General features: G+C 61.5%; 14 protein-coding genes. All 14 read left to right on the plus strand.

Annotation, left to right across the window (positions count from 1 at the left end; all coding sequences use genetic code 11):
- The coding region (locus AB5Y50_RS17550; RefSeq protein ID WP_368163111.1) for a ClpP-like prohead protease/major capsid protein fusion protein at positions 1-1,887 on the plus strand (1,887 nt) is incomplete at its 5' end.
- Positions 1,888-1,944: 57 nt separating this feature from the next.
- Complete coding sequence (locus AB5Y50_RS17555; RefSeq protein ID WP_282414868.1) at positions 1,945-2,259, plus strand: DUF2190 family protein; 315 nt, start codon at positions 1,945-1,947, stop codon at positions 2,257-2,259.
- A 62-nt stretch (positions 2,260-2,321) separates the two neighbouring features.
- The gene (locus AB5Y50_RS17560) at positions 2,322-2,555 is read left to right on the plus strand and encodes a hypothetical protein (RefSeq protein ID WP_323914442.1); all 234 of its coding nucleotides are present in this window, start codon (positions 2,322-2,324) and stop codon (positions 2,553-2,555) included.
- Positions 2,556-2,562: 7 nt separating this feature from the next.
- Positions 2,563-3,165, plus strand: a complete 603-nt coding sequence (locus tag AB5Y50_RS17565; RefSeq protein WP_323914440.1) for a phage tail protein — start codon at positions 2,563-2,565, stop codon at positions 3,163-3,165.
- A gap of 34 nt (positions 3,166-3,199) precedes the next feature.
- Positions 3,200-3,364 carry a hypothetical protein gene (locus AB5Y50_RS17570; RefSeq protein WP_164915513.1) on the plus strand — a complete coding sequence of 55 codons (165 nt, stop codon included), beginning with the start codon at positions 3,200-3,202 and terminating at the stop codon, positions 3,362-3,364.
- Positions 3,365-3,396: 32 nt separating this feature from the next.
- Positions 3,397-3,798 (plus strand): phage minor tail U family protein, encoded by a 402-nt coding sequence (locus tag AB5Y50_RS17575; RefSeq protein WP_263686288.1) that lies wholly within the window; start codon positions 3,397-3,399, stop codon positions 3,796-3,798.
- Positions 3,798-4,271, plus strand: coding sequence for a phage tail tube protein (locus AB5Y50_RS17580; protein WP_113724907.1), 474 nt, complete (start codon positions 3,798-3,800; stop codon positions 4,269-4,271). The genes AB5Y50_RS17575 and AB5Y50_RS17580 overlap by 1 nt, the downstream gene beginning before the upstream one ends.
- On the plus strand, positions 4,268-4,705 hold the full coding sequence (locus tag AB5Y50_RS17585; protein ID WP_210558255.1) for a hypothetical protein: 438 nt from the start codon (positions 4,268-4,270) through the stop codon (positions 4,703-4,705). Before AB5Y50_RS17580 ends, AB5Y50_RS17585 begins: the two co-directional genes overlap by 4 nt.
- Before the next feature lie 20 nt (positions 4,706-4,725).
- A complete protein-coding gene (locus AB5Y50_RS17590) occupies positions 4,726-5,043 on the plus strand; it encodes a phage tail assembly protein T (protein WP_185219236.1) in 318 nt (105 codons plus the stop codon).
- Positions 5,021-7,150, plus strand: a complete 2,130-nt coding sequence (locus AB5Y50_RS17595) for a hypothetical protein (protein WP_368163121.1) — start codon at positions 5,021-5,023, stop codon at positions 7,148-7,150. Before AB5Y50_RS17590 ends, AB5Y50_RS17595 begins: the two co-directional genes overlap by 23 nt.
- Before the next feature lie 2 nt (positions 7,151-7,152).
- The gene (locus AB5Y50_RS17600; protein ID WP_368163122.1) at positions 7,153-7,749 is read left to right on the plus strand and encodes a hypothetical protein; all 597 of its coding nucleotides are present in this window, start codon (positions 7,153-7,155) and stop codon (positions 7,747-7,749) included.
- Positions 7,746-8,330: a hypothetical protein gene (locus AB5Y50_RS17605; protein WP_171865159.1), complete on the plus strand. Its 585-nt coding sequence runs from the start codon at positions 7,746-7,748 to the stop codon at positions 8,328-8,330. The genes AB5Y50_RS17600 and AB5Y50_RS17605 overlap by 4 nt, the downstream gene beginning before the upstream one ends.
- A 5-nt stretch (positions 8,331-8,335) precedes the next feature.
- On the plus strand, positions 8,336-8,737 hold the full coding sequence (locus AB5Y50_RS17610) for a hypothetical protein (RefSeq protein WP_069784448.1): 402 nt from the start codon (positions 8,336-8,338) through the stop codon (positions 8,735-8,737).
- The coding region (locus AB5Y50_RS17615; RefSeq protein ID WP_368163124.1) for a hypothetical protein at positions 8,737-11,211 on the plus strand (2,475 nt) is incomplete at its 3' end. The genes AB5Y50_RS17610 and AB5Y50_RS17615, both read left to right, overlap by 1 nt.

An 11,211-nucleotide genomic window follows, 5' to 3' on the forward strand; every position in this document is an offset into this window, starting at 1 on the left:
GCCGGGGTGTTTAGTGCCAAGCAAATCAATCTGCACATTCACAGCCCCGGCGGTGATGTGATGGACGGGTTTGCCATCTACAACACCCTGGCCCGCCTCACCTGCAAGATCGACATCTGGAACGATGGCCTGGCGGCCAGTATGGCCTCGGTCATTCTCTGCCTGCCCAATGCCACCGTGCATATGCCGAGCAATGCCTGGGTGATGATCCACAAGCCGTGGTCTGGCGCAGTCGGCAATGCGGACGACTTGCGAGATCTGGCCGATTGGCTGGATCGCAACGAGGCGCTGCTGCTCAACGCCTACGAGAAGAAAACCGGCAAGCCCCGCGAGGAGCTGGCCGCGCTACTGTCGGCAGATACCTGGCTCGATGGCCTGCAGGCCAAAGAGATGGGGTTTGTCGATGTCCTGGAAGAGCCGATCTCGGCTGCCGCCTACGTGAACGAGAACAAGATGAAAGACTTTAACAACATTCCTACCCAGGCCCGAACCCTGTTCGGCGCCAAAGCGAACGCTGGCACAGCTGCTCCTGTACCGGCCAATCCCACCACGACCGCCGTTTTGCCTGGCCAACCCCAGCAGCCCGCTGGTGATGATGCTGTCGCTGCCTTCAAGCGACAGGAGCAGGCTCGCCGCAATGACATTCAGGATCTGTTTGCGCTGACCGGCGGCCGCTTCCCTGAGCTGATGGCCGAGTGCCTGGCTGATATGGATGTTTCCGCCGCCGCTGCGAAAGAGAAAATCAAGGCCGCGCTGGGCACCGGCGCCAGTGAAACCGGCCCGCTGGGTTCCACCGTGCATATCCACGCTGGCAACGGCAACCTGATCGGCGACTCTGTTCGCGCCTCCCTGATGGCCCGCTGTGGTCATGCAGAGAAAGAGCGTGACAACCGCTATGACGGTTTCAGCTTGCGCGAGCTGGCGCGGGCATCACTGGAAGGTCGCGGGGTATCCACCTCCGGCATGAGCCCGATGAACTATGTCGGCATGGCCTTCACCCACACCAGTTCCGACTTTGGCAAGATCCTGATGGATGTTTCCAACAAGTCAGTGCTGGAAGGTTGGGAATCCGCCAACGAGACCTTCGAGAAGTGGACGCGCAAGGGCACCTTGTCCGACTTCAAGGTGGCCCAGCGTGTCGGCTTGGGTGATATCGCCAGCCTGCGCAAAGTGCGCGAGGGTGCTGAGTACAAGCACATCACCCTGAACGACACCGGTGCCACCATCCAGCTGGCAACCTACGGCGAGCTGTTCTGCATCACCCGCCAGGCGATCATCAACGATGACCTCGACCTGCTGACCCGCATCCCGAAACTGATGGGGGCGGCGGCGCGTGGCACCATCGCAGATCTGGTCTATGCCGTGTTGACCCAGAACATCAAGATGCCGGACAACAAGGCGTTGTTCCACGCCGATCACCACAACCTGCTTAGCGGCGCAGACTCTGCCATGAGCATCAAGGCACTCTCTGCTGCCAAGGCGCTGATGCGCAGCCAGAAGGCGGCCGCAGAAGGTGGTAAGGGTCGCGCTCTCAACATCCGTCCGGGCTTTGTTCTGGTGCCGACTGAGCTGGAAGATACCGCGTTCCAGCTGATCAACAGCACTTCCGTCCCCGGCGCCGATGCCAACTCCGGCATTATCAACCCGCTCAAGGGCTTCGCCGAGGTGATCGGTGAGCCGCGCCTCTCCGATAGCGATGTGGCCCAGTGGTTCCTGGCTGCGCAGGGTGGCGACACGGTTGAGGTGGCCTATCTGGACGGCATGGATGCGCCCTGGATTGAGCAGCAGGAAGGCTTCACCGTTGACGGCGTGACCACCAAGGTTCGCATCGATGCGGGGGTTTCTGCTCTCGACTATCGCGGCCTGGTCAAGTCGAACGGCAAGTAATGGGAATGGCCCGCCATCTGGCGGGCCATCTTTTTGGCAAAAAACAGGAATAACAACATGGCAAAGAATTTCGTTTGTGCCGGCACCCAGCTGGCATTTATCGCCCCGACCGGTGGCGTGGTTGCCGGCAAGCCTATCAAGATGGGCGCTCTGACCGTTGTCCCGCTGGAGACCGCTGCCGCTGGCGCCGAGTTTACCGGCGCCCTGTCCGGTGTCTGGTCTCTCCCATGCGACACCGCATTGACTATCGGTGCGGCCGTCAAGTGGGATGGAGCCAAGCTGGTCGCGGACACCACCAAGGACGCGGACGACTTCGGCAAGCTGGTTAGCAGCGGCGCCAGCGGTTATGCCGACGCCCTGATCGTCCAGTAATGGTGACCGGCGCCCGCTGGCAGCGGGCTGTCAGTCGCCTCAACGTGGCCGTTGACCAGGCGATGGGTATCCCTGCCGTTGTCGCTGGGCAGCCGCTGACCGTCCTCTATGACGAACAGCCTGATGCGTTTGCCCAGGTGGCGACCGTGCTGCGCGAGCTCGCTGTGAGCAGCCCGCCGGCTGGGGTGCGTTTCAAGTCGGGCGACAAGGTGGAGATCCCCGGCATGTCGCTGGTCACCTCCGTCAGGGAACCGCCATTCATGCGAGACGGCCAGCTCATCATCCCCATCAGGTAGAGGTGTCATGGCCATCAAACAAGGTCTGGACAAGGCGCTGGCGAGCCTCGATGCGCTGCCGGCCAAACTGGTGCCGAAGGCGAGTGCCCAGGCGGTCAACCGGGTGGCGGCTGGCGCGTCCAGTCGGGCTATCCGGCTGACCGCCAAGGATAGCCGGGTGCTGGTGCCCGCCAAGTTGCTGCGCCCCCGGGTGAAGATCTTCAAAGCCTCGCAGCAAAAGCCCTCGGCCACCATCCGGGTGCGCCGCCGCCCTATCCCCATGATCCGGCTTGGCCCTGCCCAGCAGCGGCTCACTCGGCGCGGTGGTCGTTACCAGGCGGGCGATATGCAAGCCGGTCGCCATCGGGTGGCTGGCGGCTTTGTGGCCGATGGCGGCCAGGGGTTTGGTGAGTACCGCCGAGGCGGTGGCTATGCGGCCACCAAGCTCAAGAGCTGGCAGATCTTGCGCCGGGTCGGCAAAGGCCGTCATGCCCTGGAGGTGATGCGGATCCCGCTGGTGACCCCGATCACCGAGCACTATGAACGGGAATCAAAAGCTGGGATGGCCCGTGACATGCCCCGCGAAATGCAGCGGGCGCTGTTGCGTCAGCTTCAATTGACCTTCAAATGAGGATAGGATTCTGATCTTCACTCAAGGAGAGCTCATGATCATCCTGAAAATCGTGGTCGCCCTGCTGATGTTGGCATTGATCGGCTTGGGCACCTTTCAGGGCGGCTGGCTGGGATTTGTCATCACAGTCGGCATGACCCTTATCCTCAATGGCATGTTCAACCGCTGGGACGCCAAACGGCAAACCCCATCACGATAACCCGCTTCGGCGGGTTTTTTATTGGACTCAATATGACAATCCGAACCGACATCCGGGCGGCCTTGGCCGCTCGGGTGAAAGCCTGTGTGCCCGAGCTGCGCGAGGTGTATCCCTCCCGCCCGGTAGACGTCGCCGCCGAAGATCTGCCTCTGGCGTTCTGCTACTTCCTGGAAGGTGGCGATGGTGAATTCTCCCTGGATGGGGAGAGCGATCAGGCCCTGCTGATGGTCTCCCTCTATGTGGCCGAAACCAACCAGGCGGACGCCGATCTGGACGAGCTGGCTGAGAAGCTGGCGCCGCTGGCTGAGGACGCCCTCGGCGGGCTGCTGCTCGAAGGGCTGGCATCAGCTGGCTGGCAATACGGGGCAGATGACCGTGGCACTGGCCTTGCGTCCCTGACCCTCAATTTTAACGCGACCTGGAGCAAACCCTGATGACTGATGCAACCAAGCCGGTGAAGGGCGCCGGTACTCAATTTTTCATGGCGGCCGCTGCTGGCACCGAGAAGCCGGACCCCACCACCGGCAATGCGGTTATCCGTTTGGCTGATGTCAAAGAGCTGACGCCGCCCGAGATGAGCGCCGAAGAGCAAGAAGATGCGTACCTGGACGCGCCGGACCCTCAGTGGAAAGAGAAAACTGCCGGTCAAATCGACCCGGGTCAGCTCTCGATCACCCTGGCCTGGAAGCCTGCGGAAGCAACCCAGAAACAACTGGTGAACCTGCTGGCCCAAGCCCCTCGCTGGTTTTTCATCAAATACCCCAATGGGGCGTGGGATGGCTTCTATGGCTTTGTCAGCAGCGTTGGCAAGGCCGTCCAGGCGAAAGAGACCATCACCCGTTCGGTAAAAATCTCCCTCTCTGGCCGCCAATCCCCGGCAGAGACTGACTGGAACCCCGCCGCATGACCGAGCCACACATTGATAGCCGCACCATCAAGCTGCGGACCCCCCGTGGCTTGGAGTCTGATGTCACCGTGCGGGCGCTGACGGCCCTGCAACTGTTCGACTACCAGACCTATCTGGCGGACGTCGAGTGGCCTGCCCAGCCCCCGGAAGGGGATGACAAGGCCGCCCATAAATACACCCTGCAGGTGCAGAGGGTGGTCTATGAGCTGAACGCCACCATGGCGGCGTTTGGCTTGCAGTACCTGCATCCGGCGGAATCTATCGAGGAAGTCAAAGCCAGGGTGATCCGTTCCTACCCCTTGCCCGATCACATCATGCGTCTGGCCCTGGCGGTCAAGGAGCTGAGCGGCCTGGCACAACCACCTGCCGCCGAGGAAGAGAAAACGGCGCAAGAGGGTGACGCAAAGGAGCCAGCCGACCCAAAAAAGGCTTAGCGGCTGAAAAGGCGTTCATCCTGAGCCTAGCCCGCCAGTTTGGTCGAGCAGACTGGCGGCGCTGGCTGAGCGAGTTTTCGGCTGCTGAGTACCTGGACTGGGTGGCTGATTTCTCAAAGCACCCGACCGATTATCGGATCCGCCAATACGAAACCGGCCAGATCTGCGCCCTGCTGTTGAATGTCCACCTCAAGGCCGAGCACTGGGTCAGTCCCTCAGAATTTTTCTATAACCGCCCCGAACCCGTGGTGGTTGAACAAAGTGACGAGGAGATCGCCAACTTGGCCGCCTTCATCCCGGGAGTAGAGAGAACCTATGTCATCGACCCAGATTGCTGACCTTCGGGTGCTCCTCAGCGCGGATCTCTCGTCCTTGCCTGCCGATGTCCGCTCCGCTGCGAACGTGCTGAAAAGCTATGCTGCCGACGCCAAGAGTGCCGAAGACTCGACATTCAATTTTGGTCGCTCGTTCGGGGAAACCGCCGATCTGATCTCGCAGAGGTCCCAGGCCATCATCGGTGGTTTCAGCCTGATGCAGGGAGCCGTGCTCGGCGTGGTGGGCTCGGCGGTCGGCATGGCCTCGGCGGTCAGTTCGTTGGCCCAGCAGGGACGCGAACTGGAGCAGATGTCCAACAAGGCGGGGGTGACCGTCGAACGGATGCAGGAGCTGGCCTACGCCACCGAGCAATACAATGTCAGCGGCGATCAGTTGGCTGACATGCTCAAGGACGTGCAGGACAAGTTGGGCGACTTCTCGGCCACCGGCGGTGGCGAGTTTGCCGACTGGATGACCAACATCGCCCCAAAGGTGGGGCTGACCATCGAAAAACTGCAGCAGATGAGCGGCCCCGATGCCCTTATCGCGATGCAGGATGCGATGGACAAGACCAACGTTTCCGCCGCCGAGCAGGTGTTTTACCTAGAGTCCATCGCCAACGATGTCTCCACCCTGCAACCCCTGCTGCGCAATAACGGCGCCGAACTTCAACGCCTGACCGGGCACTATCGGAATCTCAACGCTGCGCTCTCCGAGACCGATATCAGTCAGCTAAAGGAGATGGATCAGCAGCTCCACGATGTGGGCCTGAAACTGCAAGGGTCGTTTGCCAAAGCGGTACTGGGGGCCTCGGAGCAGATCGACTGGCTGACCGACAAGGTGAGTTACGCGGTGGGCTACTGGGGGACGCTGTTCGACAGCTGGGCCGACAACCCCCGCACCATCGACGGCATGAGCCGTCGCCTCGGGAACCTGCGTGAAGAACTCAAGGATCTGGATGACCAGATCAAAGAGACGTCGGAGCAAAAGGCATTCGGCGGCGTCGGCCTGCTTGACGCCATTTTGGGCGACACGGCGGGCCGCGCTGCCCTGCCGGAGCTCCAGCAGCGCCGCGCCGAGATTGAGGCAGAGATAGACCGGATTCAGGAAGCGTATGGCAAGAAGCGCTTCGGGATTGGTGAGCAACCGGAGTACCAGCCCCCGGAACCGGTTAGCTCCCGTGATACCAGCGCTGACAACAAAAAGCTGCTGGAGCAGGGGGAGGCCCGTCTCAGTGCCCTGGACATGCAATTCGCCAGTGAGCTGGACAAGCTGCGCCTCTCCCATGAGGAGCGCCTGGCAGAAATCGACAGCCTGCAGGTCAGCGAGGCCGAACTGCGGCGCCGCGGCTATGAGAGCCTGAGTGAGCTGCGAGAGGAGTACCGCCAGAAGGAGGCGGATCACTTCGCCGAGCAGCAAGCTGACTACATGGCCAAGCGCGAAGAGGCGATGGCCAAGGAGCTGGAGGCGGATCAGCGCAAGCAGGATCAGCTTGCCGAGCAGGAGCGCCAGCGCGTTGAAAGGCAGAAAGCCGCCCAGCAACAAGCTGCCCGCGACATGCTCAACTTTACCAGCCAGACCCTCAGCCTCACCACTGACATGCTCCAGCAGTCGGGCAAAGAGCAGACCTTCATCATGAAGGCACTGCTGGCTGCTCAGAAGCTGCTGGCAATACCGTCTATCCTGGTGGCCGGTGAGCAAGCAGAGGCCGGGGCGGCTGCGTTTGCCGCGATGACCGGCGGCCTGCTCGCCGCTGAGTCTGCCCGCGCAATGCTCAAGGCGCAGACCATGATATCGGTCGGCATCGTCGCCGGGACGGCCATTGCAGGCATGGCCCATGACGGCATCGACACCATCCCCCGGGAGGGAACCTGGCTGCTCAATACCGGCGAGCGGGTTTACACCAACAAATCAGCCCAGCGTATCGATCAGATGTATGACCAGTTGATGAGTGGGGGAGGCGTGGCGGCCAGCGGCGGCGCGGTGTTTGAGCAGCACTTTCATTTCAGTGCCGACATGACCGACACCGACCGCAATCAGGTGATCACCGAGGCCGCCCTCCGGGGTTACCACATGTTCATCGAAGACCTTGGCAGCAATGGCCAGGCGCGTCGAATGCTGGGGGTATAACGATGGAAATCTATGACTGGCCCGCCGAGTTCAGGGTGCGGGAAAACGCCCTCGACCTGGAAACCATGGGGCGGGTATTTGAATCGCCGTTTGACGGCTCAGAGCAGACCGTCGCCACCCCGGGCAGCAAGTGGCTGATGGAGCTGACCATGGGCAAGATGGAGCCCGCTGTTGCCCGTCGCCTGGAAGCCTTCATCGCCAAGCTGGATGGCAAAACCAACCGGGTCAGGTTGTGGGACTTCGCTCACCCCAAACAGCCAGTACATGGTGCCCCTATCGTCAGTGAGGCGTTGAACATGCGCACCGCGATGACGAGCAGAGGGTGGGAGCCCTCGACCCTGGTACTGCGGGACGGCGACTGGCTACAGGTGGGCGATGAGCTCAAGCGGGTCACGGCAGATGTTTGGTCGGATCAGTCTGGCGCGGCCCGGATTGCGTTTGCCCCCATGCTGCGCAAGAGCCACCCGAGCGGCACCCCCCTGGTGGTCGAGCGCCCCATGGGGGTGTTTCGCCTCGATGGCGGTGGCAAATCTCGTCGCCCGTCTGGCCTTCGCCGTGATCTCGGCACCCTCAAGTTCAAGGAGAGTTTCTATCCATGATCACCGGCCTTGATCCTGATGTGATCGCCGCCCTCAATCAGCCAAACGTGACAGCGCTCTATGCCCTCAAGCTGGACTTGGTGAGCGGTATGAGCCGCCTTCACTCGGGCTTGGGGGAGCTGGTGCTGGGTGGTGAGGTGTATTACGGGGTAGGTGCCCTGGGGGCGGTCAGCCCCCAGAAAGAACAGATATCCACCTCGCCAACCAAGCTGAGCGTCACCCTGACGGGGTTGGACAACGCCCTGCTGGCCGAGGTGATGAGGGAGCGCATCGTTGACCGAATGGCGTGGCTTTATCTGGTCGTGCTTGGCCCTGATGGCACCCCCCTCAATGCCTGTTTGCAGTTTAGCGGCAAGATAGCGCAAACCCCCATCAAGGCAGGGCGAACCAACACCATCCAGCTCACCATCTCGAACAAGTTTGAGGACTGGCAGAAGGGCCTCAACTTACGCAACACCGACGAAAGCCACCGCCGCATTCACCCGAATGATCGCTTCTTCCGCTATCAGAACCAGATGGCTGACCGTTCCATCTACTGGGGATCCAAGAAAGATGCCCCGAGTTTCAACTATGAGGACTGACCGCCATGCGCCACCCAGATTGGCAAATCCGCATCATCACCACCATTCAGGCCGCCACCGAGCGGCCTTTTTGTTGGGGTGAAAATGATTGCTGTCTGTTTGTCGCTGACGTGTGCCTTGCCGCTTGCGACAAGGATCCCGCTGCCCAGTACCGGGGGCGCTACACCACCGAGATCGGCGCCAAGCGGGTGCTTGCAAAGACCCACGGCAGCATTGAGGCCGCCCTCGATGCGCTGTTTGTCCGTGTACCAATTGCCATGGCCCAGCGCGGCGATGCCCTGGTGTTTGATGGCCCAAACGGGATCACCGCCGGGGTCATGTGGGCTGGCCAAGTCTGGGCCATGACAGAGCAAGGCGCCCGCCCCATCCCGGATCAAGTCCCCCTCATTGCCTGGAGAGTTGAATAATGCCCGCTGCTGCCGTCCCTCTTATCGCTGGTGCCGCTGCTGGCGCGGGCGCTTATGCTGCCGTGACGGCTGTCACGGTGGGCATGGCGCTTTCCATCGGCACGGCGGTGGCCACCGCCACCATGATGTTGACGACGAAAAAGCCGTCACTCTCTGACTATCGGAGCGCCAGCGAGCGCAGCCAGGTGCTGCGAGCTGCTGCCAGCGACAAGACTTGTGTCTATGGCCGTGTGATCTCGTCCGGGTTGCTGTCGTTCGCTGCCGAACAGGCCGGGGAACAGGATGAAGGGGAGTGGCTGCACCTGGCCCTGGTACTCGCCGGGCATAAGTTGTCTCGCATCGGGAGCATCTGGTTGGGCGATGACCTGATCGGTGAGTTCTCAGATCTGGTGTCCTACGAACTCCATGCCGACCGCAAAACCTGCGACCCCTTCATGTTGGCCAAGTGTGCCGATTGGAAGGAAGACATGATTGGCCAAGGGATCACCTGGCTGCGCCTGTCACTCAAGTTCGACCCCCAGAAGTTCCCGGCGGGGCTCCCCAACATCAAGGTGGAGAAGTTCGGAAAGGAGGTGTGGGATCCCAGGGACAGCAAATGGAAGTGGAGTGATAACGTCGCCCTGGTCATCCTCGACTATTACCGCTCCTGGCTGAACGTGCCGGACGATGAGATCCGCATGAACGAGTTCATCGTGGCTGCCAACATCTGCGATGAACTGGTCACGCGCCCGGATGGGACGCGGGAGCCCCGCTATACGGCCAACGTGGAGTTCGATCTGGGCGAAGCCAGATCCAAGGTGTTGGAAGCACTCCACATGGCGTGTGCCGGCCAGCCGACTTACATAGGCGGCAAGCACGGCATCATCGCGGGGGCTTATTACGGGCCTGCCAGCGACGAGATCCGGGCGCACCAGATTATCGGGGATAGCGAGCTGCTGCCGGAGCCAGCCAGCAGCGAGAAAATCAACCAGGTGACCGGGACATTTGTTGACCCGATCACCTTCAAGAAGACCGACTTCCCGGCGGTGATTGTCAACGAATGGGTGGAAGAGGACGGCGGCCTTGCCCTGCTGGAAGACCTCGACCTGCGCTGTGTGACCAGCGAATACCAGGCCCAGCGTCTGGCGAATATCATGCTGCGTCAGCGCCGCGCCGCCCGCACAGTGACATGCCCGATCAACCTCTCTGGCTGGCGCTATCGCCCCGGCAGCTCGATCCGACTCTACATCCCGGCTCTGGGCATCAATGGCCCCGAGTTTCGGGTGGTCGATTGGTCGTTCTCGCTGACCAGTGGGGTCGAGCTCACATTGCGAGAAGAGAGCCCGCTGTTTTGGTCTGACGCCATTGGCAAGCCCATGGAGCGCCCGGAAATCACCGAGCTACCCTCGGGCGGTGTGACCATGCCGGATCAGCTCCGGTATGAAGTGGAACAGATTGGCGAGGTGATCCAGGGCGTGCTGTCCTGGCGCAACATCGGCACCATCGCCTACAACCAGGTGATCATCCAGCGCCTTGACCCCGGCAAGCCCCCGGTGGTGGTGCTGACTGCCCAGGTGCCGGGGCAATCTTGCCGGGTGAATGGCCTGGCGGCCGGAAACTACGTGGGCCAAGTCCGCGCCATCGCCATGACCGGCGCCCCGTCGCCGGTTGCGTCGGTCAATTTCACCATCCAGGTGCCCGCTATCCCCGTGGGGGTCGAGGTTGAGGCAGGCAACTGGTCCCTGGCCTTCCGCCCGGTGTTCACCGGTGGCCAGTCCTACGGCACCCTCTGCGAATGGTGGTGGAGCAAAGTGCAGCTGCCCCTGGCCGAGGTGCAGACCAAGGCCACCAATGCAGGCTTGGGTGCGTTCATGACGTTTCAAGGGTTGCAGCCAGACACCACCTATTACGTGTGGTTGCGGGCCGTCAACGCCTACGGCAAATCTGGTCTGTTTGCGGCCAGCGGGAAAACCTCCTACGACGCCGCCTCCATTCTCGACATCTTGGATGGGGAGATCGGTGGCGAACACCTGCGCGAGGAGCTGCGCAAGCCCATCGAGCAGATCGCGGACATCGTTGACCAGGCGATCCCAGACATCATTGGCAAACTGGAGCTGGTCGAGCGCGAGTTCACCGATTTGAGCGAAACCGTCGCGCCGATTGCTGAACGGGTGCCCGTCATCGACCAGCAGATGACCGGCCTGGGTGATGCCCTGTCGGCCCTTGATGAGCGGTCAAAGCAGACCGAAAACCTGCTGCGCGATGAGCAGAATCACCTGGGCCAGATGGGCATCGATACCGTCCTGCAGCAAGACAAGCTGCACGGCAAGATTGACCGTGTACAGAGTGATATTGGCGATCTTCGCGCTGCCATTTTCACGGTTAATCCCGGCACCGGCCAGATTGAAATGGATGTGGTGCGGGCGCTGCGCGACGAGACCCAGGCCAGTTTTACCGAGGTCAACCAGAAACTGGACGCCGCCACCGGCACCTTG

It is taken from the genome of Aeromonas sp. s6 (assembly GCF_040907815.1).
GTDB classification, from domain to species: Bacteria; Pseudomonadota; Gammaproteobacteria; order Enterobacterales; family Aeromonadaceae; genus Aeromonas; species Aeromonas caviae.

What these genes read in the sequence shown, in the direction of transcription:
- AB5Y50_RS17595 (WP_368163121.1), top strand. Translation starts at nt 5,021, where the DNA reads ATGTCATCGACCCAGATTGCTGACCTTCGGGTGCTCCTCAGCGCGGAT.
- AB5Y50_RS17580 (WP_113724907.1), top strand. Translation starts at nt 3,798, where the DNA reads ATGACTGATGCAACCAAGCCGGTGAAGGGCGCCGGTACTCAATTTTTC.
- AB5Y50_RS17575 (WP_263686288.1), top strand. Translation starts at nt 3,397, where the DNA reads ATGACAATCCGAACCGACATCCGGGCGGCCTTGGCCGCTCGGGTGAAA.
- AB5Y50_RS17610 (WP_069784448.1), top strand. Translation starts at nt 8,336, where the DNA reads ATGCGCCACCCAGATTGGCAAATCCGCATCATCACCACCATTCAGGCC.
- AB5Y50_RS17600 (WP_368163122.1), top strand. Translation starts at nt 7,153, where the DNA reads ATGGAAATCTATGACTGGCCCGCCGAGTTCAGGGTGCGGGAAAACGCC.
- AB5Y50_RS17560 (WP_323914442.1), top strand. Translation starts at nt 2,322, where the DNA reads ATGGGTATCCCTGCCGTTGTCGCTGGGCAGCCGCTGACCGTCCTCTAT.
- AB5Y50_RS17565 (WP_323914440.1), top strand. Translation starts at nt 2,563, where the DNA reads ATGGCCATCAAACAAGGTCTGGACAAGGCGCTGGCGAGCCTCGATGCG.
- AB5Y50_RS17585 (WP_210558255.1), top strand. Translation starts at nt 4,268, where the DNA reads ATGACCGAGCCACACATTGATAGCCGCACCATCAAGCTGCGGACCCCC.
- AB5Y50_RS17605 (WP_171865159.1), top strand. Translation starts at nt 7,746, where the DNA reads ATGATCACCGGCCTTGATCCTGATGTGATCGCCGCCCTCAATCAGCCA.
- AB5Y50_RS17555 (WP_282414868.1), top strand. Translation starts at nt 1,945, where the DNA reads ATGGCAAAGAATTTCGTTTGTGCCGGCACCCAGCTGGCATTTATCGCC.
- AB5Y50_RS17570 (WP_164915513.1), top strand. Translation starts at nt 3,200, where the DNA reads ATGATCATCCTGAAAATCGTGGTCGCCCTGCTGATGTTGGCATTGATC.